The organism is Micromonospora tarapacensis, from assembly GCF_019697375.1.
Taxonomy (GTDB): Bacteria; Actinomycetota; Actinomycetes; order Mycobacteriales; family Micromonosporaceae; genus Micromonospora; species Micromonospora tarapacensis.
The window spans coordinates 253,648-276,541 of sequence record NZ_JAHCDI010000004.1; the positions used below are offsets into that span (position 1 = coordinate 253,648).

A 22,894-nucleotide genomic window follows, 5' to 3' on the forward strand; every position below is an offset into this window, starting at 1 on the left:
GTCGGACCGCCACTTCGTGACGAACGCCGAAGTGCAATGAGTCACGCTCCGACCGTGGCGCGTCAAATGCTGGCGCGATAGCCGCCGACGATGTTGGCGGAGCCGGTGAGCATCCCGGACGAGTCGTGCACGAGGCCGCGGGCCTCGGACAGCGTGGCGTCCACGGCCCGAACCACCTCTGGTCGTCCGCCGGCCAGAACCGCGTTGAGGGCGTTCTGGCTGGCCCACATGGTCCGGTGAATCTCGGCGAGCTGCCGCGAGGCTCGGTCGAGCTGCCCTACCACGTTGTCGAGGCCGCCGATCACCTGCCCTGCGATGCTGGCCGAGCCTCCTCGCGGCCGTGGCGTGGAAAGGCTTCCGGCTACGCCATTGCTGCCGCTTCTTCGGAGCCATTCTCGATGAGATGCAGCCGCTGCCGTGGCAGCCCTCCTCTGGTCGCGCCGCTCACGAAGGTGGTCGATGCCAGCCACCACGATCGCCTTGCCCTGCGAGCCGACCATGCCGCCGATGATCGCTCCGCCGGTCGAGGCGACGGCGGGGGACACCGGCATCCCGTACTTGGCGCCCGCGAGACCGGCCAGCATCCCGACGCCGGCCCCGCCCCACTCGACCAGCCTGCCGAGGGCCTCCTTGGCGCTTTCGTACTTCAACCGCCGCGCGAACGGCCGCTCGACTTGCTTTCTACGGCGATTGTCCTTACGCCAGCTCATCAGGCTGAGGTTGGATCCAGGTAACCGCAGCTTACGGCGATGAGCAGCGGCAGATGAGCGGCGATGTCGTGGGCGACCTCGGCCGGCGCCGTGCCTGACGGCTCGTCACCCTCCGCAACGTTCTCGGAGTCGTCCGCGTAAAGGACGCACGCCTGCCATAGATCGGGATCGCGCCATGAGAACGACCAGAGCCCGTAGACGTCCACCGGCACGGCGACCTTGGTTTGGGCAGCGTGGCCGATGCGGTGGAGGTGGGGCTCCTCGGGAGTGGAGCCGAGCCCTTCTCCGAGGGGGAGGAGTTTGTGGCGGCGGAAGACTGGTTCGAGGTCGCCGTCGGTGTCGAACTCCACGAGTAGGCCACGGGCGATCAGGCTGTCGACCAGGCGGGTGGCCTGGGGCTCCGGGTTCGGAGCGGTCTCCAACAGCCGGATCAGTGACTCCCGGTTGACTTCGAGCTTGGCGTGTCTTTCGGCATCCATGAAGGCTGCTGCCCAGACTGCCGCCTCGGTCTCGGTCAGCTCGATCAGGTCGTCGCCGAGGTGAATCTCGTAGCACTCGGGGATCGGGTCCGGCGGGCGGACATAGCGGTAGCGGGGGCCCATGGACAGGCCAACGGGGACGATGACGCGTGGCATGTGGACCTCTTGGGTGTCAGAAGCCGGCGGCGTATCGCTTGGTCGTGTCGACCGCGCCCATCGCGAGCTGTGAAGCCTCGTTGAGCTTGGCCTTGACCTGCTCGATCTGGCTGATCGCCTGGCCGACCGCAGGGTGACTTGTGCCGGCGGTGACGGCCTGTAGCAGCGCGAGGCTCTGCTCCAGCGAGTCGTGCACCGCGCGGAGCTGGGTAACACTCTGCTGCGTTTGCTGCCCGAACCGGTTGATGCCGGCCTTGATCTCCTCAATCGACGCCACCGCGACGACTCCTCCCCCGTAAACATCGAGCGTGATCGTAGCGACCGTACCGGATCATGTGCTGTGCGTCAGCCCTCGGTCACTCATCTGTCAAGGACGAGTCTCGGCTGGCGGCAAGCTGTGGCTACAGCGCCAGCGCCACTTCGATGGGCATTGAAACGATCAGATATGTCGGGGTGTCACGAGTTGCAAGCACTCGGAAGTCTGTTGCGATCCCAGTCGTCCGGTCGCATCCGCTGACGCATGATCGGAACCCCATCGATGGCGAAGAGTAAGGGACGCCCGCAGAAGGGGCGGCTCGCCGACATGACGATCCGTCCGGCCGGCGATGACTGTTACGAGCCGCCGCCGGACGAGGACTGCGAAGAATTTCCGACGGTCATCGACCTTGCGCCGAACGTTCGCATGGGGGTGCGCACGACGTACCTGCGTGGTACCAGCCGGATGGTCTACTTCGCCATCTGGCAGGCGATCAAGGTTGACGGCAAGTGGGAGAACGTGGCGCGCGTGGACTGCCACCACGGGACGATCCACCGGCATGACTTCACCCGCCAGGGGGACAACCATGTGGTGGTCCTTGACGTAATACCGGTAGCCGGTGGCGCAAGCGAGGTTCTCGACTCGTGGTGTACGCAGGTCGAGTTGATCATGCAGAATGAATGGGAAGACAACCTACGGAGGTGGCGTGGTGACAGGGAGTGAGGTAAAGCCCGTGACGCTGGCCAGTGGCTTCGACTTCGCGCGTCGCCAGCGTGACCCAAGGTTCCGGGAGTATCTGCATCGCATCGGCTGGACCTCGGAGCATCACGTCGTCGTTGCCGGTGACGACGAGCCTGTGTCGGCCGTCGTTGCAAGGATCATCAACAACGACACGCCTTCGCCCTGCTTGATCGCCATCCCGCACAGTGGCGAGCCGTTCGGCTTTGGTCTGATGTTCCTGGAGGTTACGCACGCGGCCACGCGGCGCAGCCGCCTCTGGCACCGCAGTCGCACGAAGGCACCAGGCGGGATCGTGATCAGCCCTGGCACCAGCATCGGCATGCTCTACTCGTCGGGCCGGCGCTGCGCCGAATACATCCCCAATGAGTGGACGCGTCCGGTGGTCTTCACACACGTGCCATCGGCGGTCTGACCGAACGCGCCGCGACAGGCTCGCCCTCGCAGGAGGGCGGGCCTGTCGCCTCCGTGTAGATCGCCGCGCTGAGCGCCGCAGGGGCGTGTGCCTGTCCGAGCTTGATTTCACACAGACGTAAATATTTCTGTGTGAAATCAAGCTCCGGTGACCATGGGTCGCCCCAGGGTCACGTGCCGTGCGCCGGCTACTGGCCAGGTCGGCTGCCGGGCATCTCCTGCTTCACACCGGAGACGAAGGCGGCCCACGCCGCCGGGTGGAACGCGAGGACCGGACCGCTCGGATCCTTGCTGTCTCGTAGCCCGACAACGCCGATCAGGCCGTCGGCGACCTCCACGCAATCGCCGCCGTTGTTGCTCCGGGTGGACTTACGCCAGGTAGCGCCGGTCAGGTCAGACACTGGAGTACTCCTCTGCGACTTGCTGGATCAGGCTCTTGGATTCGGGCTCGTTCAGAGCGCGGCTCGACATGTCGGCCCATGTGGTGTTGTAGGCGGCCGTTTCGTGGGGCTTGTCGAGATAAATCGCGCCGGTCGCTGACTCCAGGTACGCCACGGGTGGCTCTACCTCCTTGCCGCTGCTGTCTTCAGGAAACTCCAGGATGGAGAAGGCTCCGGACATCGCCCCTGCGTGTAAGCCGGCCGAAAAAGCTAGCACCTGCACCGTCACGTTCGGTAGTTCTGCGGCCTTCAAAATCTGGTCCAGCTGTTCACGCATGATCGTGGCGTTGCCGACTGGGCGGCGCAACACTGCTTCGTTGAGGATCACGCTCAGTTGCGGCGCGGCGAATCGGGTCAGCAGGGCTTGTCGCTCGATCCGGAGTTGGATGGCCTGCTCTTGCTCCTCGCTGTCCTCGACGTCGATGGCGCCGCCCGGAACCTGAAAGACCTGCGTGGCGTAGGCGCGTGTCTGGAGCAAGCCTGGGACCAACTCGGGTTGGTACTTGCGGACCTTTGTGGCCGCGGCTTCGAGTCCGATGTAGAGCTGGAACCAGCGGGGTAGGCCGGAGCCGATGTAGTCGTGCCACCAGTTCTTGTTCTCGCGGGTCGCGGCGGTCATCGCCAGCAGCAACTCGGCATCCTCAGCGGACGCGCCGTAGAGGTTCAGCATCTCCTTGACGTCGGCGGCCCGGAAGCGGACGTTCTCCGCGCCGCTTTCGATCCGGTGCAGGGTCGCTCGCGCTCGATCCAGATCCTCGGCGGCCTGTTCCATGGTGAGGCCGGCCGCTCTGCGGAGGGCTTCGAGCTTCCGGCCGATCTGGCGTCGCAGCATCGTCGTTCCGGTTACCGCCTGTGACACTCGCACCTCCGCTGTCGTGGCCATTGTCGACGTGCCTCTGTGTGATTAAACAGCCACGATGTATCAAAAACAATAGACATTTCACTGCGCGTGTCCGGGGAAAGTCATAGCTGATCAGTCGTCGTTTGTTAGACGTTGCATTTCTATCGAGCCGGTGCTTCACTCTCTCCACGGCCACTGTGGAACCGCTGCTCAGCGGCCATGTCTGCCCTGTTGCCGTACTGCCGATGAGGGCTGCGGTGGCAGGTGCCGGGCGGGTCCGTCGGTGCGCGGCGGGCCGACGGACCCGCCGTCCACATCGCCAAAGCGAACGAGAGCGAGGCCTGCATGCGCATCCCATTCCGGCGGCGCGCCGGCCGGCACGGCAACCAGCGTGACGAGCGGCACCCCACCGGCACCTGCTGTCGCTCGACCAGCTATCGCCCGTTGCGGCCGTGGCAGGTGCGCGAGCGGCGGTTCCGGCTGGGCCGGCGCGGCTACCACCCGGCTGAGGTCGCCGAGTTCCTCGACCGGGTGGCCGGCGACCTGGAGGCCGCGTACCGACAGCTGGCCGAGTCCCACCAAGAGGCGGCTCGGGTCCGAAACGCGCTGCGCCGCTGGCAGGCCCAACCTCTTGCCGATCATGGTGTTGTGGTGCCAGAAAAGTCAGTAAATGCTCGACTTTGTGAGGTGCCACAAGTCCATGATCGACGCGTAGTGGGCCGGGGGCCGGTGGGGCAGGGGCGGCAGCGGTGAGCGGGCGGTGGGTCGTGCATCTGCCGGGGGCCGCGTCGGACCTGCTTGGGGCGCAGCGGCTGGCGCGGGTGGTGGCCCGGTGGGCGTCGGTGCTGCCGCAGGCCGACCCGGGGGACACCACCGTGTCGGCCGAGGACCAGCAGGGCGTACGCCATCGGGTTTTCTGTGACCTGCGGCTGTCGACCGGCGGGCGGTGCCTGCTGCGGGCCGATCACGACGGCGCGTGCGCCCGCCGGCTGGGTGGTGGTCGCCGATGAGCGTGGTCGACTGTGCCGAGTGCTCGGGGCTGGGCTTCGTGGCGCGGCGGTGCTCCTGCACGGACGGCGGTGACCGGCTCGTGGTGGAGGGAGGCGAGTACCGCGACGAGGCGTACGCCGGGTGCCGGCTCTGTGGTGGGGACGGCAGCGTGGTCGACGGCTGTCACCGGTGCGGGCGAGGTGGGCGGCGGCGGGCACAGCTCGTGGTGACCGTGGTCAACCTGGACACCGGGGCGGCGGCGTCGCGGCGGGTGGTGCCCGGCGGGGTGGTGCCGCCGGTCGACGCGGAACGGGTGTGGCGGGCGCAGCCCGTGCTCGCCGAGCTGAGTGAGGCGGTGGGGGTGCGGGGACTGCGCACACGGTGGGGCCGGCGGGATCCGGACGACACGCTGGGCTGGTTTCCGAAGTCGTGGCGGCCCGACCTGCCGGAGCGGCAGCGGTGGGCGATGGAGGCGGCGGCCCTGGTCAGGCAGGACTTCGACCCGTGGCGGGTCTACGTGGGACGTGGCACCGAGCTGCCGCCACCGCCCGAACCGGGGCGCGAGCTGGCCCGGTTCTGTGGGCTGGCCGACCTGCTGCACCTCGATCTGGTGGTGGAGGTCCGCCGCCTGCGCGGCTGGCAGATCCGCTACGAGCTGCCCGGCTCGGCGGTGCCGGGCGACGAGCGGGTGGGCGGCTCCGCCGACCTGATGACGGCGGTCGCCGGCACCACGGTGGCCAGCGCCATGCTGCTGCTCGACGAGCGGGGGCGGCACGCACCCGCGTACACGGTGCGGGCGGTGCCGGCTGCCGGCGTACCCCCGGCGGTGGACCTTGACCGGCTCTCCCGGAAGGTTCTCGCGGACCTGGCCGGGGACGCGCCCGGGGCGCAGGCGATCTGGCGTGACGGCCGCTGGTGGCACACCCCGCTCTGCCCGGCCGGCCGCGTCGAGGAGCTGCACGAGCGGGACACCGGCCAGATCGCCCGGTACGTGCGGGAGACGGTGCGTCGCGTTACCGAACCACCCGACCCGGCGTGGTGGGGCGAGCCGATCGGGCACCGGCCCTGCCCGGACTGCCGGCCCGGCACCCGGCTGTGCCGCTGTGACTGTCGGCGCGGCGCTCGGGAGGCCGACCCGCACTGCCCGGACTGCTCCGGTGCCGGCTTCGCCCCGTCGGCCATGCGGTGCGCGACCTGCAAGGGCAGCCACCGGCTTCCGGCGGCGCTCGCGGTGACGGTGACCGACCTGCGCCAGGTGAGCCACGAAACCTGGCGGCCCGTCGCGGGGAGCCCGCGCCGGTCGTCGGGCACCAGCCCAACGGCACGCCGGTGCACCAGTTGGGCGTGCACTGGCGGCTGGCCCGGCGGGCCAGCTCCTTCGGGGTACGCCCGGCCGACCTGACCCTTCTCGACGAGGAGCGGCCGGTCGACCAGGACCTGCTCGACGGCACGGTGACCGTCTTCGACCCCGCCGTCGAGCCGGCCCGCCGGCACGTCGAGCGGATCGGCGGCGGGCTGCCCGGGGCGCGGCTGTTCGTGCTGGCCGCCGCGCCGGACGCGCCGCCGCTGACCGACCTGCTGCGGCTCGCCCACGCGCTCGACCTGACCGCCGTGCTGACCTACTGCGACCACCGGCTCGACGCGGGCGACCCGACGAAGATCCAGGGTGAGCGGTGGGACCTGCGGCTGCTGGCGCCCGACGCCGAGGTGGCGGTGGAGTTCCCCTTCTGCGCCAGCGTCGAGCTGGCCGTGGCCCGTTGCGTCGAGTACCTCGACAGTCACCTGCTCGCCGCCGTGCCCCGCGACCCGGAGCGGCCGATACCCGCACCGCAGGCGGCACCGTCGCCGCCGATGGTGGACCCGACCGTCCTGCTGCGCCGCGTCGGTCGGCACTACGCCGGCCAGCCGGTGGTGGCCTCGTTCGACCGGACGGGCTGCGGGCTCTGGCTGGCCGAGGGCAGCCTCGTCCAGCCGCTCGCCCGGGCCGCCACCCTCGACGACGCCGTGTCCGCCCTGCGCCTGTAACCCGGCCGCCGCGCGCCCGCCGAGCGGCGTCGATCATGGAGTTGTGGCATGGGATAAGTCGCTTGTGCGGCTTTCGTGAACGGCCACGGCTCCATGATCGGCCGGGGTGGGGTGGGGGTGGGGTGGGGTGGGGGTGGGTAGCAGGTAGGAGCTTGATCGGGGGTTTTGCACAGGGGGATTGGTTGTCCACAGGGGAGGGCTTGCGGGTGGGGGTGGGGGTGGAGGGCGGCAGCATCGGGGAGCGTGGCCGAAAAACTGTTTCGCTACCCCGAACTTCTGCGTGCCGGCAGTTCGCGCGGTGCCGTTCGTCATGCGGTCGAGGTCGGTCGGCTCCGGCGGGTGGGCCGTGGGATCTATGCAGCCGCGGCGCCTGATTTCGGCGAGGATCTGCGGGCGACGCTCCTGCGGCTGCCGCCCGAGGCGGTGTTCGGGTTTCACACCGGAGCCCGGCTGCACGGGTTCGGTGACGTGCCGCAGGCTTCGCTGCACGTCATCGTTCCGGCCAGCTCGGTCGTACCGAAGATCAGTGGCTTGATCGCCCATGAGTCGGTGCTGCCGGTGCGCGACCAGGTGCTGCTCGCCGATGTGCCGGTTGCCTCGGCCGCGCGGTGCGCCGTCGACCTGGCCCGCACCCTGCCCCGGATGGATGCCCTTCCGCTGCTCGACCTGGCCCTGCGATGCGGTGCGTGTCAGCCGGCCGACCTGCGCCGCGAGACGGCGCGACACGCCGGGCTACGTGGGGTGTGCCAGGCCCGCCAGTTGGTGCGACTGGCGGATGCCCGGTCGGAGTGCCGCCAGGAAAGCCAACTGCGTCTGGTCCTCGTCGACGGTGGTCTGCCCCCGCCCGAGCCACAGATCTGGGTTCACGACGAGTGGGGAAATGCGGTCGTCCGGCTCGACCTGGGCTACCAGGAGAGCAAGGTCGGCATCGAGTACGACGGCAGGTCCCACCTGACCAGGGAGCGCCTCCGCACGGACCGAGCAAGGATGAACTGGCTCTCCGCCCAAGGCTGGACCATGCGCCACTTCACCGCCCGCGACCTATACCACCGCCCCCGGTACGTGGTCGACCAAACCCGCCAAGCCCTCTCCTCCCGCCGCCCCGAGCGGCGTTGATCATGGAGTTATGGCGCCCAGTTTGTCGGCTACACGCCTTTTGTCAAGCGCCACAACTCCATGATCGACGGCAGGGGGTGGGGGACGGCCTAGGATCGGCGGGGTGGTGGGGGCGGCGGGGTGAGGAGGGTGAGGAGGGGTGATGGGTCTGCTGCGGGACGTGATCGAGATTCCGACCTCGGTTGGGGACGGCGATTTTGTCGTCCGGGCGGCGGAGGGTGCCGACCTGCGGCGGTACGTGGTCACCGAGCAACTGCGGGAGAACTTCGCCGAGGCGCTGCGGCGGATCGGGCACGCCGTCACCACCGGGCGTTCCCAGGCGATGTTCCTGCACGGCTCGTTCGGCTCCGGCAAGTCGCACTTCATGGCGGTGCTGCGGGAGATCCTCCAGCACAACCCGGACGCGCGGCAGATCCGGGGGCTGGCCGAGCCGGTGCTCGCCGCCGACCCGTGGCTACGCGACCGCAAGCTGCTCACCCTCACCTTCCACATGCTCGACGCGCGCTCCGTCGAGCAGGCCGTCCTGGAGGGTTACCTCAACCAGATCACCGCCCTGCATCCCGAGGCGCCGGTGCCCGCCGTACACCGGTCGGACGCGCTGCTGGACGACGCGGCCCGGCTGCGCGGGCGGATGGGCGACGAGGCGTTCTTCGCCGCGCTGCACGACGGCGGCAGCGCGCCGGTGGCCAGCGGCGCCGGGCTGGCCGCACACGTCACCAGGGCGGCCGGCTGGACGGCGGAGCGTTACGCCGCCGCTGCCGCCGAAGCCCCCGGCACCGAGCAGCGGGACCTGCTGGTCAGCGCCCTGACCAGCACGTTCTTCACCGGGGCGGTACGCAGCGGGGAATACCTCGACCTGGACACCGGCCTCGCGGTGATCACCCGGCATGCCAAGGCCCTCGGCTATGACGCCCTGGTGCTCTTTCTCGACGAGCTGATCCTCTGGCTCTCCACCAAGCTCAGCGACCACGTCTTCGTCAACACCGAGGGCGCCAAGCTCAACAAGCTCGTGGAGTCCGCCGACGCCACCCGGCCGCTGCCGCTGATCTCCCTCGTCGCCCGGCAGCGCAACCTGGAGGACTTCCTCGGCCCGCAGGTCGGCGGCACCGAGCGGGAGGCCCTCGCCCACGTCATGCGCAGCGTGCAGGGCCGCTTCGGCGAGATCGCCCTCGCCGACACCAACCTGCCCGAGATCACCGAGAAGCGGCTGCTCAAGCCGCTCACCGACGAGGGGAGGGCGGTGCTCGACAACGCCTTCGCCGCGGTCAGGGGCAACCGGGAGGTGTGGGACACCCTGCTGCTCGGCGCACAGTACGGCGACGCCGGCATCGGCTCCGACGCCGCCGCCTTCCGCAAGCTGTACCCGTTCTCGCCGGCCCTGGTCGCCACGCTGGTGGCGCTGTCACAGGCGTTGCAGCGGGAGCGGACCGCGCTCAAGGTGATGACCGAGCTGCTGGTGGCCCGCCGGGACACCCTGAAGGTCAACGACCTGATCGGCGTGGCCGCCCTCTTCGACCCGCTGGTGCTGCACGGCGAGTTGCCCGACCGGCTCAAGCTCAAGCAGCTGTTCCAGTCCGCCCGGGTGCTGTACACGCAGAAGCTGCGCCCGATCCTGCTCAACCTCAACAACATCACCGAGGAGCAGGCGGCCGGGCACCAGCAGTTCCAGCTCGACGACAAGCTGATCAAGACGGTGCTGCTCGGCGCGCTGGTGCCCGAGGTGCCGGCCCTGCACAACCTCACCGCCGCCAAGCTGCACGCGCTCAACTTCGGCTCGATCACCTCGCCGATCCCCGGCTACGAGCGGCAGATCGTGCTCAACCGGCTCAACCGGGTGGCCGACAGCGCCGGGGAACTGCACCTCACCAAGGCGCCCGACCCGGTCGTCTCGCTCAAGCTGCACGCCGTCGACTACGACAGGTTGCTCGACCTGGTGCCCGACGAGGAAACCACCACCACCGGGGTACGGCAGCAGCTCATCCGCGAGATGGTCACCGCCGAGATGGGCATCACCGGCGCCGACGGCCAGCTCGGTGAGCTGCTGCACCCGCGTGACTGGCGCGGCCGGCGGCACACCGTCCAGGTCAAGTTCGGCAACGTACGCGACCCCGACACCATGCCGGTCTCGGCGCTGCTCGCCACCGGGGAAGCCTGGCGGGTGGTCGTCGACTATCCGTTCGACCTCCAGGGCTACGAGCGCACCGCCGACCGGGCCCGGATCGAGAGCCTGGAACGCGGTTCCCGAACGGTCTTCTGGCTGCCGTTCTTCCTGACCGACGAGATGATGGCGAAGGTCGGGCAGCTCGCGAAGATCAATTATTTGCTCGGCAACGGCACCGGCGACCGCCTCAACTCGCTTGCCGCCGACTGGTCCCTCGCCGACCGGCAGCAGGGCCGCGTCTACCTCCAGCAACGGCAGTCGCAGCTACGCAGCACCCTGCTCGGCGCGCTGATGCAGGCGTACGGGTCGGCCACCTCGCGCGGCTCGGACGTGCGGGACGACAGCGTCGGGGTGTTCCACACCCTCGCCGAGGGCCTGCACCTCGGCGACCCGCGCGGCGGCACCCTCGCGGAGGCGTTCCACCACCTCACCGGTGAACTCCTCGGCTGGTCCTACCCGGGCCGCCCGGCCATGCCCGACGAGGAGAAGCCGGTCAGCCGTGCAGAGCTGGCCAAGATCCTGGAGTACGCCACCCGCGCCGCCGCCGACCCGGCCCGGGGCGTCAGCGTGGCCAACCCGGCCGACCAGCGCACCCTGCGTCGCGTCTGCAACAACCTCGGCCTCGGCGAGCTGGTCGACGGCCGGTACGTGCTCACCACCTCCACCTGCCGGTGGAGCCGCCATCTGCTCCAGGCCGCCGCCGACCAGGGCTACACCGACCACTTCCCGGTGGACCTGCTGCGCCGGCTCGTCGACGTGCCGGCACCGTTCGGTTTCGACCGGGAACTCCAGAACCTGATCATCCTCGTGTTCGGGCTGGAGCAGCAACTCGCCTGGTATCAGCACAGCGGCAAGATCGACGTGGGCAGCGTGCTCGCCGTGCGGGACGACCTGGAGTTACGGCATCCGCCGATGCCCGACGAACAGGCATGGTCGGACGCGGTGCACCGGGGCGCCAGGCTCTTCGGCAGGGTGCTGCCCGGCTGGCGTACCCCGGCCAATCTGGGCACCCTCGCCGGCACGCTGCGCGAGGCGGCGGCGCAGCGCCATCCGGCCGCCGCCGACCTGGTGGACGCGCTGACCGCGCACGCCGAGCTGCTGGGGCTGGACGCCGCAGCGCCGGTCGGACGGCTCGCGACCGCCCGACGGGCGGCCCGATTCGTCGCCGACATCGCGGGTGAGCGGGACGACGTCGTGCTCGTCGAATCCGTCGCCGCCGTCGACTTCGGCGACATCGACGACGAGGCTGTCAGCGAGGTGCTCAGCCGGGCCGGTGGGCTCAGCCGGGCGCTCCAGCAGGACAACCAGTGGCCGCTGCTCAGCGCCGTCTCGGCCCGCGCCGCCCACGACGAGCAGGCGCGTCAGATCATCGGTGAGCTGCGTGGCGTCGTCCAGCACGAGCAGCACGGACAGGACCTTCTCGACGCCATCCGGACAGCGGTCCGCCGGTCCACCGCGCTGCTCGCCGGCACTGCCCCGGCCCAGCCCGGCGTGGTCGGCACTGCCCCGGCCCAGCCCGGCGTGGTCGGCACTGCCCCGGCCCAGCCCGGCGTGGCCGGCACGGATTCGCCGCGGCAACGGCCGAACGACGGCGGGCCGGCGACGGGCGGCGAGGTCGTGGCCGGCGGCAGTGCCGCGGTGGCGGGCAGCGGCATCGCGCTGCCCGGTCACCGGCGGCCCGGTGAGGACCGTCCGGTCGAGGGCGGCAGCCTCGTCGAGGCGGCTGGAACCGCGATGTCGCCGGAGGGTGCCGGACCCCCGGGCCGGCGGCACCGGCACCGGAGTCGGCACCGGCACCGGAGTCGGCGTCGGGCGGCGGCACGAGGTCACGGACGTGGCCACCTGGAAGGAGGTCGCCGCCGAGATCGAGGCGGCGGTCGCCGCCGGCCGGCGGGTCACCATCAGCTGGGAGACCCGGTGACGGCGAGTCCGCGCGCAGCGGCTGGGGCGGTCGCGGTGGGTGTGGTGCCGTGATGAGACACCCGGTGAGCGCCGCGACGCCCGATGCGGTCCGGCGCAAGGTCGAGGCGTGGCTGGGCGAGAACGACCCGGCGTACGCCATCGCGCTGGCCGCCCGCCCGGAGTGGCCCGCCGATCCGGTGCTCAGCGTGGGCGAAGCCCGGATCCGGGTGGTGCCCTGCCCGACACCCCTGGCCGCCCGCGCCGCCCTGCACGACCGGGTCGCCGGTGAACGGCTGGTCCTGCTCACCGAGTTGGGCGAGAGCGACCTGGGCGACGGACTGCTCGCCCACCTCAGCAAGCAGACCATCCGCAAGATCGACCGCTGGGAGCTGGTCCGGCAGTTGTTCCGCGGGGTGGCCGGCCTGGACCCGACCCTGGTCCGGACCGGACGGTGGGTCGCGGACGCGCTCAGCGACCACGCCCCGCCCGGGGGGTGGCCGGCGCCATCCGGCACGATCCTCACCCGCGACCACGCGCTGCGCAGCCTCACCGCCGAACTACTCGGCCTGCCGGCCGGTGAACTGGACGACAGTGGCCTGGTGCAGTGGACCACCGTGGCCGACAGGCAACAGCGGTTCATCGGCGCGTCGGAAGCCGTGGCGGAGGGCATCACCGCGTACCTGACCGGCATCGCCGGCCGGGCCGCCGCCGGCATCATGGCCGCGGTGCGGGCCGGGCACGGGGTCGACGTCATCCCGGTGGGACTGCTGGTCGGGCTGCTCTGGTCCGGTACGGGTAGCAGCGAGGTCGCCGCGGCGGTCGGCCGGACCCGGCTGGAGCCGAAGTTCGGCGGGCTGTCGTTGACCGCTGACCAGGCCGAGGCGTTGCACCAGGCCGCAGAGGCATGGGTCTACCGGACGGTTGACACCGGCGTCGACGGTCGCGCCGAGGCGATGCGGATGCTGCGCCGAGCCGAGGCGATCGCCGCGGAGATCGGCATCACCGAGCTGCTCGGCGCGTCGACCGTCCTGCCCAGCGGTTTCGTCCAGCGGCTGCGGGCCTTCGCCGACGCCGTGCGCCTCGCCCTGCCGGCCGGCGGCCCCGCGCTGCCGGCCGCTGTGAACCGGGCGCAGGCGGCGCTCGCGACCGTGGAAGCACACCGGGCACATGAGCCGCGCCGGCAAGAAGCGGCCAGGATGGCACTGCGCCTGCTGCGCTGGCTCAGCATCCCCGAGACCGGCGCACCGGCCACCCTGCTCGACGCGCTGCACCGGCAGGTCCGGCAGGACGGGTGGGTCGACCGCGCCCGGCTCGACATCTTCGCCGGCGACCCCGACCCGCAGGTCGGTGCGGCGTACCGGCTGCTGCACCAGGCGGTGGACGGCCGCCGATCCCGGCACGACCAGCAGTTTGCCGACCTGCTCGCCGCCACCACCGGTGCGGAGAGCGAACCCGGTGCCCTGCTGCGCGTGGAGGACGTCCTCGACCGGGTGGTCCAGCCGATCCTCGACCAGCGGCGGCGGGTGCTGCTGCTGGTGCTCGACGGGATGGGTGTCGCGGCGGCGACCGAGGTGGCCGAGTCGGTCACCCGTCGAGGTGCGTGGGTGGAACTCACCCCCGGCGGTGGAAACCGCACGGGCATCCTGGCGGCACTGCCCACCGTGACCGAGGTCAGCCGGTGCAGCCTGCTGAGCGGACGGATCACCACCGGCGGTCAGCAGGCGGAGCGGACGGCATTCCGGCAGCGGTTCCCCACCGGGCTGCTGCTGCACAAGGCGTCACTGCGTGCCGGTGCCGGGATGGCGCTCGACGTGGAGGTGCGGGCGGCCGTCGACGACCCCTCGGTCCCGGTGGTGGCCGCCGTGGTCAACACCATCGACGACGCGCTCGATCGCAGCGATCCGGGCACCACCGTCTGGGGGACGGACACCCTCACCGCCGTCGACGACCTGCTGGCGTCGGTGACCGACCGGGTGGTGGTGGTGGTGGTCTCCGATCACGGCCATGTCGTCGACCGCGGGCCGGAGGCGGTCGTCCTGCCCAGCCCCAGCAGCGAGAACCGGTGGCGGCCGGCCACCGTGCCAGCCGGAGACGGCGAGGTCAGGCTGGCCGGCAGCCGGGTGGCGCTCGCAGGTGGCGAGATCGTCGTGCCCTGGCGTGAGGAGGTGCGGTACGGGCCGCGCAAGGCCGGCTACCACGGCGGTGCCGCCGCGGCCGAGGCGGTGATCCCGCTGCTCGTGCTGGCCCCCGGTGACGATCTCACCGTGCCAGGTTGGGGCGGTGCTCCGGTGGCCAGCCCGGACTGGTGGCGCGAGCCGCTGCCCGAGACGTCCGATCCACCGGCCGAGCCGGCCCCGCCAGCCCGCCGCCGTCTCCGCCGCCCGGTCGAGCACCAGCCCGAAGGGCTTTTCGATCTGATGGCCGCCGCCCCGCCTGCCGCCGCCCCGGTGCCCGGTCCGGCGGCCGACCTGGTGACCGCGCTGTTGGCCAGCGACCGGTACGCCCAACGGCGTGACCCCCGGCTGCCGCTCGCCGACGAACGGGTCGCCGCGCTGCTGCGTACCCTGCTCGCCAACGGTGACCGGGCGACCCTCGACACCCTCGCCGCGCGGGCCCGGATCCCCGCGCACCGCATCACCGGCACGCTCACGGCGCTGCGCCGACTGCTCCAGGTCGAGGGCTATCCCGTGCTCAACGTCGATCCGGACGGGCGGACGGTGCACCTCAACCGCACCTTGTTGATCGAGCAGTTCGAGCTGGGGCCGCAGTGACCGCGGAGATCTCCGCCCGCCGCCGTCGGGACATCATCGACGCCCTGCGCCGTGGCGTGGTGCCGAGCAGCGGTCTGGACGCGCTCGCCGTCGGGTTGGACCGGTTCGCCGCCGCACTCGACGACGACCTCGACCGGGTCGCCGGCGGTGGCAGCGTCTTCAAGGCGGTACGTGGCGAGTACGGCGCCGGCAAGACCTTCTTCACCCGCTGGCTGGCCGAGCGAGCCAAGCGACGCGGCTTCGCCGCCGCCGAGGTGCAGATCTCGGAGCTGGAAACCCCGCTGCACCGGATGGAGACGGTCTACCGCCGCCTGGTCGAGCACCTCAGCACCGAGCAGTTCGCGCCCAGCGCCTTCCGCCCCGTCCTCGACGGTTGGATCTTCGCCCTGGAGGAGGACGTGCTGGCCGGCGGCGCTGTCGCCGAGGACGACGCGGACGCCCTCGACCGGGCGGTGAACGACCTGTTGGAGCGCCGGTTGGGGGACATCTCCCGGAACACCCCCGGTTTCGCGGCTGCGCTGCGCGGCTACCGGGCCGCCGGCGCGGGTGCCGACCACGCCACCGCGGACGGCCTCGCGGCCTGGCTGGGCGGCCAGCCACACGTCGCCGCGGCGGCGCGTCGGGCGGCCGGCGTCAAGGGCGACCTCGACCACTACGGCGCGTTGAGCTTCCTGCGCGGGTTGCTGACCGTGCTGCGAGACAGCGGGCACCCGGGGCTGCTGCTGGTGCTCGACGAGGTCGAGACCCTGCAACGGGTACGCTCCGATGCCCGCGACAAGGCCCTCAACTCACTGCGTCAACTCATCGACGAGGTCCACGCCGACCGCTTTCCGGGCCTGCTCGTGCTGATCACCGGCACGCCCGCGTTCTATGACGGCCCGCAGGGAGTGCAGCGGCTCGCGCCGCTCGCCCAGCGACTCGCCACCGACTTCGGCCCGGAGCCGCGCTGGGACAACCCGCGCGCCACCCAGCTGCGACTGCCGGGCTTCACCACCGACGCGCTCGTCGACCTGGGCCAACGGGTACGCGCGATCTACGCCAGCCCGGAGGTCGATTCCCGGGTCGACGACGAATACCTGGCTCTGCTGGCGGTGGCCGTCACCGGTGCGCTGGGTGGCCAGGTCGGCGTGGCACCCCGGATCTACCTGAAGAAACTGGTCGCGGACGTCTTCGACCGGGTCGACCAGTTCGCCGACTGGAATCCGCGCCGGCACTACCAGCTGACCCTGCGGGTCGACGAACTGACCGACGTGGAACGTAACGCCGCCGCGTCCGCCGACGACCTCGAACTGCCGATCTGAGATGCCGCTCGACCTCGATCCGGTCGTGGTGCACCACCTGGTCAACACCCTCGGCTGGCGGGACCTGCGGCCGATGCAGCGCGCCGCGATCGGGCCGGTGCGCGGCGGCGCGGACGTGCTGCTGCTGGCGCCCACCGCGGGCGGAAAGACGGAGGCCGTGCTGTTTCCGCTGCTGACCCGGATGGCGGAGCAGCGGTGGGCCGGCACCTCGGTGCTCTACCTGGCACCACTCAAGGCGCTGCTCAACAACCTGCAACCCCGCGTCGAGCAGTACGCCGGATGGCTCGGACGGCGGGCCGCCGTCTGGCACGGCGACGTCACTGCGTCCCGACGCCGGGCGGTGCTTCACGAACGACCCGACATCCTGCTCACCACGCCCGAATCGCTGGAATCCATGCTGGTCGGCACGAAGGTCGACCACGGGACCTTCTTCGCCGGACTGCGCGCCGTGGTGGTGGACGAGGTGCACGCCTTCGCCGGGGACGACCGCGGCTGGCATCTGCTGGCCGTGCTGGAACGGCTGACCCGGGTGGCCGGGCGCCCCCTGCAACGGGTCGGGCTCTCCGCCACCGTGGGCAATCCGGGCCAGTTGCTCACCTGGCTCCAGGGCGCGGGAGCGGGCGACCGGCCGGCGGAGGTCGTCGCTCCGGAGCTGGCCACAGTGCTCGACCGCCCGCCACCCGGCGACATCGAGCTGGACCATGTCGGCTCGCTGGTCAACGCCGCGACGGTGATCGCCGGCCTGCACCGGGGGGAGAAGCGGCTGGTCTTCTGCGAATCCCGGCAGGCCGTCGAGGAACTCGGCCAACTGCTGCGGGCGAAGGGGGTGACCACGTTCCTGTCGCATGCCTCGCTCTCCGTCGACGAGCGGCGTCGCGCCGAGCAGGCGTTCAGCGAGGCGCGGGACTGCGTCATCGTCTCCACCAGCACGCTGGAACTCGGCATCGACGTCGGTGACCTGGACCGGGTGATCCAGATCGACGCGCCAGCCACCGTCGCGTCGTTCCTCCAGCGGCTCGGCCGCACGGGTCGCCGGGCCGGCAGCAGTCGCAACTGCCTGTTCCTGACCCTCGACGGTGCGGCACTGACCGAGGCGGCCGCGCTGCTGCTGCTCTGGTCACGCGGCTGGGTCGAGCCGGTCGTCGCCCCGCCGGAGCCCCGGCACATCGTCGCCCAGCAACTGCTCGCCCTGTGCCTACAGGAACACCGGGTGGGTGACCAGCTGTGGGTGGACGCATGGAACGGGCTGTCTCCGTTCGGGGAAGCCGCCCGGCCCATCGTCCGTCACCTCGTCGAGCACGGTTACCTCGACCGGGACGCGGGAATGCTCTTCATCGGCCCGGCCGCCGAGGCGCGCTTCGGCCGGCGGCACTTCATGGACATGACGGCGGTCTTCACCGGGCCGCCGGAGTTCACCGTCCTGCTCGGGCGCACCGAGTTGGGGCGGATCGACCCCAGCCTGCTCACCGAGGAGGTCCGGGGCGAACGTCGGCTGCTGCTGACCGGCCGCAGCTGGCGGGTCACCTACATCGACTGGCGGCGGCGGCGTTGCTTCGTCGAGCCTGCCGACGGCGGCGGCCGTGCCCGCTGGTCCGGCACCGGTTGGGCATACCAGGGCTTTGCGTTGACCCGTGCGGTGCGTGAGGCCCTGCTCGGTGTGGATCCGCCGGTGCGGCTCACCCGTCGCGCGGTCGAGCGGCTCGCCCGGGAGCGGGAGGAGAGAGCGCACCTGGTGCATCCCGGCGGCACCGTGGTGCTTCGGGAGGACGGTGGGGACCTGCGTTGGTGGACCTGGGCCGGCGTACGGGCGAACGCGACGCTGGCCGCGACCCTCGGTGAGGTCGTCGACCCGGTGGCCCGGTTCGACGACCACAGCATCCGGCTGCGGGAGAACCTGACGCCGTCCGCGTGGCGGGCGCTGACCGCCGACGCCGGCCAGCGGCTCTGCCTGCCCGAGGTCGACGAGAAGGCGCTCGACGGCCTGAAGTTCAGCGTCGCGCTGCCGAAGCGGCTCGCCGCGGCGACCCTCTCCGCCCGCCTCGCCGATCTGGCGGCGGCAGCCACCGTGCTGGGCGAACCGGTCCGGTTCGTCGTGACCTGACGGTCCGGCCAACGAATCGGGTGGCCCGGCGGCCGGACCTGTCCCGGCTGCGGGTCAGGCGGTCGGGGGTGGGGCGGGCAGTTCGTCGACGACCACCACCGGGGTGCCCGGTCGGATCTCCTCCAGCAGCAGCCGCTGGCCGCTGGCGGTCAGCCGGATGCAGCCGTTGGTGGTCTGCTGGCCCAGCTCACCGTCGTGGTACCAGGTGTGCACCCCGATGTGTGCGCCGCGCAGGCCGGTCGGTACGGAGTCCGGGTCGTCGGGGATCGAGCCGAGGGCGAAGATGTCCACCCCGCCGTAGACGGACTCCGGTGGTGGCGTGCGGCCCAGCACGAAGGTGCGGCCGAGCGGGGTTTCCTGGCCGCGCTGGCCCAGGCTGATCCGCCAGGATCGCTGTGCGGTGCCGTCGCGGTACCAGGTGAGCCGGAACGGTGCCCGCTCCACCACGATCTGGTCGGGTAGGTCGACGGCGCGGAAGCCGCCGGGTGGCAGCCAGGCCAGCTTGCGGTTGGCCGAAGGGAGCAGCACGGCGGTCCAGCCGGCCTCGCGGCGGGCGATCGGCACGGTCAGTTCGACGCCGCTGATGGTTGGCATCAGAAAGGCCAGCGGGCGGCCGCCGGGTGCGTCGTAGGCGGCGATCCTGCGGGTCGGGTGCAGGCCGCGGGTCAGCGGCATGGTGTCGAGGGCGTCCGGGTCGTCGGGGAAGCCGGCCGGCGCCGGGTCGTAGTCGATCTCCGGCAGCCCGTCCGGTGCGGGCGCGGCCGGCGGCACCGGCTCGACCTCGGCGACGGACGGTGCCGGCATCCCCGCCGTCGGCGTCACCGCCCCGTCGCCCGGCCCGGCGACCGACGCCGGCCCGGGCGCGGGAGTCAGTGCCCAGCCGGTGTACGCGGCCCCGCCCATCAGCACGGCCACGCCCAGCGCGACGGCAACCCCTCGCCGCCCCCGCAACCCCACGATCCGGTCAGCCACCACCCCCACACTCTAACCCCCTAATCCCCCCAATCCCCCCATTCCCCCCACCCCCACCGCCCACCCCCACCCCCCACCCCCACCGCCCACCCCCACCCCCACCGCCCACCCCGGCTCCACGGTCGATCATGAGGTTGGCGGGGGTTTTGATCTCCAAATGTCCCGCTAACTTCATGATCAACCTGTGGGGGGTGGGGTGGAGGTTTAGGGGAGGCGGGCGGAGAGGTGGATGGCTATGGCGTCGTGGGCGGGGACGTTGGCGGCGAACCAGCCGTTGGCGTCGACGGTGATGACCGGGCCGGTGCAGGTGCCACCGGCGAACGTGCCGTGGATGACGTCGCAGTAGCGGCCGGCCGGCAGGCCGGTGTGGTAGGAGCGGCCGTTGACCGCGAAGTCCTCGTCGTTGATGGTGATGAAGCCCCGGCCGGTGCGGCTGAAGGCGATGTGCTGGTAGCCGTTGTCGTACCAGTTGCTGACCCCGGCGCCCTCGGTGGCGTTGCGGAAGCCCACCATGTTCGCGATCACCGGCCAGCGGTGCTCGCACTCCCAGCCGGAGTAGCAGGTGGTGCTGAGCGTCTTGTTGTTGCCGTCCGAGGGTGGGCCGGCGTCGCGCCCGCTGAAGGTGTAACTCGACATCACCGTGGGCGAGCCGTACGGCCAGGCCAGCATGAAGGCGTTGGCCAGCGCGTAGATTCCCCGGTCGCGGTAGGTGAGCACCCCGCCGTCGTCGCGCTGGGTGTCGTGGTTGTCCACGAAGACCGATGACACGTTGCTGGGCAGGTGCCCCCAGCCCTCGCCGAAGTTGCGCAGGTAGGCCAGGCGCTCGGAGCGGAACACCCGGGCCAGGTCCTTGCCGTAGCGGAACTCGTGCACGTCGCCGTTGCCGGTGTACTCGGTCGGCGTGATCGGCTCACCGGCGCCGTGGATGACCTCCTGCACGAGGTAGGCCGGGCGGGAGAGCCGAGCCCTGATCGCGGCGACGTCGGCGGCCGGCATGTGCTTGCTGGCGTCCAGCCGGAAGCCGTCCACGCCGAGCGACAGCAGGTCGTTGAGGTACGCGGCCAGCCGGGAGCGGACGTAGTCGGACTCCGTCCTCAGGTCGGCCAGGTTGACCAACTCGCAGTTCTGCACCTCGTAGCGGTCGTGGTAGTCGACGATGTCGTTGTTGCCGTTGCGTCCGCAGTAGTGGAAGTCCTGCCCCTGGTAGATGCCGGGATAGGCGTGGTGCTGGTAGGACGAGCCGGCCCAGCCGGTGCCGCCGTTTGCCTGGCCCGACATGTGGTTCACCACGGCGTCGACGATCACCTTCACGCCGGCCGCGTGGCAGCCGTCGACCATGGACTCGAACTGGGCGCGGGTCCCCTTGCGGGACTCGATCCGGTAGCTGACCGGCTGGTACGCCACCCACCACTGGTTGCCGCGTACGTGCTCCTGCGGCGGCGAGACCTGGACGTAGCCGTAGCCCTTCGGACCCAGCGTGCTGGCGCACTCGCTGGCGACCGAGGGCCAGTTCCACTCGAAGAGATTGGCGATGACCTTCTTGCCGCCCGCCGGCGCGGCGACGGCCGGGGGTGCCGTCACGGTGCCGGAGGCGAGCAGACTGGCGATCACGGCGAGGGTGAGGACCGCCGGGCGGAGTCGACGTCGATGCATCGGGTGCTCCTGGGGTGCCGGGGGAAGGGGTGGTGGTACGGCTGCCCGGATCTTGCAGTCCTGGCTGAAAATTTCGGCAAGATTACAAGTTCGTTTCATCGTCTGTCAATGGATGGGGTTGGATGGCTGCCGCCGGCCAGCCCGAACACCGTCATACGCGCCGGACGGCGGGGCGGTTCGACAACTCGCCGAGATTTTTTCTTACGACACTGATCCGACCGGAGCCGCGCTGCGTACTGAGATGGGGAACAGGGTCGGCCGGCGGTGCGCCGCCGCGAGACGATCGGGGAGCACATGGCCCGGGCTACGCAGCACGAGAAGGCGCCTGCCGTCCGCACCAGCACCAGCACTCGAGGGGTCCGGGTATGGTCCCGCGGCCAGATCATGGCGCTCTCCGCGTCCGGGCTCGCCGCCCTGTGGGCGTTGACCATGCTCACCGGCGTGGGCCAGCAGGCGTACGCGATGGGCTTCTTCTTCACCGAGTTCTTCGCCGGTGTGATCGCCCTGGTCGCGCTGAGCCTCACGGTGATGATGGGGCTGCTGGCCACCGACCGCCTGGTGCTGCTGATCCGGCACCGGGTGCTGTTGCAGTCCGCGCACCGGGCCACCGGCATCCTCGGCGTCGCCGGCCTGGTCTTCCACGTCATCACGAAGATCGCCAGCGGCCGGGCGGGGATCACCGACGCCGCCGTGCCGTTCGTCGGCGGCCGGGGCCTCTATGTCGGGCTGGGCACCGTCGCCGCGTTGCTGATGGTCAGCGTGCTCTGGACCGGCATCATCCGGGCCCGCTTCGCCGACGTCGGCCCGCGGTGGTTGTGGCGTGCCCTGCACTCCTTGGCGTATGTGGCCTGGCCCTTCGGCATCTTCCACGGTCTCGGCGCCGGCCGCCCACCCGCCACCTGGGTCAGCGTCAGCTACGTCGCCTGCGTCCTGCTCGTCGTGATGGCGCTGATGGTCCGTCTCTCGGTCACCCTCCAGCGGCGGTCCCGCGAGCAGCAGCAGGCCGCCGCCCTCAACGAGGCCATGACCGGCAGCAGGTCCACCGAGGAGACCCGGGGCAAGTCGCTTCTCGGCAACCTGACCGGCCGGCGTGGCGAGGCCGACGACGGCCGCGAGAAGCGCGTCCGCCGGGACACCAGCTGGGCCGACAGCACCTCCGGCACCTGGGCCAGCCCGACCATCCGGCGCAACGATCCGGAACGGTTCACCGTGCCGGTCGTTCCGGAGCCCGGCACGCTGCGCGAGCCCGTCCGGGCCGGCCGGGACCACCGCGACGAGGAGTTCGAGCCGGTGGTCCGGCGCTCGCGGCGCGAGGAGGAGCCGGCCCGGCGACGGTCCGAGTACCGCGAGTCCGACCGGGAGCCGGTCGGCCGTCGTTCGACCCGCCAGGACGAGGACCGGCTGGAATCCGACCGTGAGCCGTCCCGCCGGCGCCGCCGCGACGACGCGGAGATCGGCCGCTCCCGGCGGTCCCGGATGGACGACGACGCCGGCAGCCGTTACTCGTCCCCGCCGCAGCGGGTGGCGGCCGAGCCGGAGGAGCCCTGGGACAGCCCGCGCCGCTGGGAGCCGGACGCGCCGATCTCCGCCGGTCCGATCTCCGGTGCGCCGATCTCCGCGGATCCGCGCGGCAGCGGTGGGCGACACAGCGCCGCGGACGAGCTGCCGGCAGCCGAGGCCGACTACTGGCGCCCGCCGGCGCGCTACGCCCCGGAGGACGTGGCCGACGACGACACGCCGACGCTGGTCGACCTCGCCGCCCGACGCGCCCGCCGGGCGTCGGCCGACAGCCGGCGCCGCCGCCGGGCCGACCCGGACTCGGTCGACGGAGCATACTGGGCCGGGCTGCGGGGCGAGGCCAAGTGACG

Annotated in this window: 16 protein-coding genes and 2 pseudogenes; 11 read left to right on the forward strand and 7 right to left on the reverse strand. The window is 71.4% G+C overall.

Translation table 11 applies throughout. The features are described 5' to 3' along the window. Positions 1-62: 62 nt before the first annotated feature. Genes KIF24_RS07195 through KIF24_RS07205 form a run of 3 tightly spaced genes read right to left on the reverse strand, consistent with a single transcriptional unit; the run spans position 63 to position 1,622 of the window. A complete protein-coding gene (locus tag KIF24_RS07195; protein WP_221083371.1) occupies positions 63-710 on the reverse strand; it encodes a hypothetical protein in 648 nt (215 codons plus the stop codon). Next, the gene (locus KIF24_RS07200) at positions 710-1,345 is read right to left on the reverse strand and encodes a hypothetical protein (protein WP_221083372.1); all 636 of its coding nucleotides are present in this window, start codon (positions 1,343-1,345) and stop codon (positions 710-712) included. The genes KIF24_RS07195 and KIF24_RS07200 overlap by 1 nt, the downstream gene beginning before the upstream one ends. A gap of 16 nt (positions 1,346-1,361) precedes the next feature. Continuing rightward, the gene (locus KIF24_RS07205; RefSeq protein WP_221083373.1) at positions 1,362-1,622 is read right to left on the reverse strand and encodes a hypothetical protein; all 261 of its coding nucleotides are present in this window, start codon (positions 1,620-1,622) and stop codon (positions 1,362-1,364) included. Positions 1,623-1,883: 261 nt separating this feature from the next. Between KIF24_RS07205 and KIF24_RS07210 the strand changes: the two genes are divergently transcribed. Next, a complete protein-coding gene (locus KIF24_RS07210) occupies positions 1,884-2,324 on the forward strand; it encodes a DUF7718 family protein (RefSeq protein WP_221083374.1) in 441 nt (146 codons plus the stop codon). A 10-nt stretch (positions 2,325-2,334) separates the two neighbouring features. Beyond that, entirely contained in the window at positions 2,335-2,754 is a 420-nt protein-coding gene (locus KIF24_RS07215; protein ID WP_221083375.1) for a hypothetical protein, read from the forward strand. 187 nt (positions 2,755-2,941) lie between these two features. On the opposite strand, the gene KIF24_RS07220 is transcribed toward KIF24_RS07215, so the two are convergent. Then, entirely contained in the window at positions 2,942-3,154 is a 213-nt protein-coding gene (locus KIF24_RS07220; RefSeq protein ID WP_221083376.1) for a DUF397 domain-containing protein, read from the reverse strand. Beyond that, complete coding sequence (locus KIF24_RS07225; RefSeq protein ID WP_221087223.1) at positions 3,147-4,025, reverse strand: helix-turn-helix domain-containing protein; 879 nt, start codon at positions 4,023-4,025, stop codon at positions 3,147-3,149. Before KIF24_RS07225 ends, KIF24_RS07220 begins: the two co-directional genes overlap by 8 nt. A 354-nt stretch (positions 4,026-4,379) precedes the next feature. Here KIF24_RS07225 and KIF24_RS07230 point away from each other — a divergent pair. The 8 genes and pseudogenes from KIF24_RS07230 to KIF24_RS07265 form a co-directional block, all read left to right on the forward strand. Next, positions 4,380-4,661, forward strand: a pseudogene (locus KIF24_RS07230) (DivIVA domain-containing protein); the annotation flags it as partial. A gap of 122 nt (positions 4,662-4,783) precedes the next feature. Next, positions 4,784-5,044, forward strand: a complete 261-nt coding sequence (locus tag KIF24_RS07235; RefSeq protein ID WP_221083378.1) for a hypothetical protein — start codon at positions 4,784-4,786, stop codon at positions 5,042-5,044. Further along, positions 5,041-7,049 (forward strand): annotated as a pseudogene (locus KIF24_RS07240) (hypothetical protein). The gene KIF24_RS07235 and the pseudogene KIF24_RS07240 overlap by 4 nt, the downstream one beginning before the upstream one ends. A 243-nt stretch (positions 7,050-7,292) precedes the next feature. Continuing rightward, positions 7,293-8,165 carry a type IV toxin-antitoxin system AbiEi family antitoxin domain-containing protein gene (locus tag KIF24_RS07245; protein ID WP_331461026.1) on the forward strand — a complete coding sequence of 291 codons (873 nt, stop codon included), beginning with the start codon at positions 7,293-7,295 and terminating at the stop codon, positions 8,163-8,165. A 142-nt stretch (positions 8,166-8,307) separates the two neighbouring features. Continuing rightward, complete coding sequence (locus tag KIF24_RS07250) at positions 8,308-12,300, forward strand: phage resistance protein (protein ID WP_230415349.1); 3,993 nt, start codon at positions 8,308-8,310, stop codon at positions 12,298-12,300. Further along, positions 12,300-14,999: a BREX-2 system phosphatase PglZ gene (gene pglZ, locus KIF24_RS07255; RefSeq protein ID WP_221083379.1), complete on the forward strand. Its 2,700-nt coding sequence runs from the start codon at positions 12,300-12,302 to the stop codon at positions 14,997-14,999. Before KIF24_RS07250 ends, pglZ begins: the two co-directional genes overlap by 1 nt. After that, complete coding sequence (brxD, locus tag KIF24_RS07260) at positions 14,996-16,300, forward strand: BREX system ATP-binding protein BrxD (protein ID WP_221083380.1); 1,305 nt, start codon at positions 14,996-14,998, stop codon at positions 16,298-16,300. Before pglZ ends, brxD begins: the two co-directional genes overlap by 4 nt. Position 16,301: 1 nt before the next feature. After that, the gene (locus tag KIF24_RS07265) at positions 16,302-18,401 is read left to right on the forward strand and encodes a DEAD/DEAH box helicase (protein ID WP_221083381.1); all 2,100 of its coding nucleotides are present in this window, start codon (positions 16,302-16,304) and stop codon (positions 18,399-18,401) included. 54 nt (positions 18,402-18,455) lie between these two features. On the opposite strand, the gene KIF24_RS07270 is transcribed toward KIF24_RS07265, so the two are convergent. Together KIF24_RS07270 and KIF24_RS07275 are read right to left on the reverse strand one after the other, a co-directional pair. After that, complete coding sequence (locus KIF24_RS07270) at positions 18,456-19,373, reverse strand: L,D-transpeptidase (protein ID WP_331461027.1); 918 nt, start codon at positions 19,371-19,373, stop codon at positions 18,456-18,458. A gap of 204 nt (positions 19,374-19,577) precedes the next feature. Further along, the gene (locus KIF24_RS07275; RefSeq protein WP_221083382.1) at positions 19,578-21,026 is read right to left on the reverse strand and encodes an alpha-amylase; all 1,449 of its coding nucleotides are present in this window, start codon (positions 21,024-21,026) and stop codon (positions 19,578-19,580) included. Between the two features lie 384 nt (positions 21,027-21,410). On the opposite strand from KIF24_RS07275, the gene KIF24_RS07280 reads away from it, so the two are divergent. Then, positions 21,411-22,892 (forward strand): hypothetical protein, encoded by a 1,482-nt coding sequence (locus KIF24_RS07280; RefSeq protein WP_230415350.1) that lies wholly within the window; start codon positions 21,411-21,413, stop codon positions 22,890-22,892. Positions 22,893-22,894: the final 2 nt, after the last annotated feature.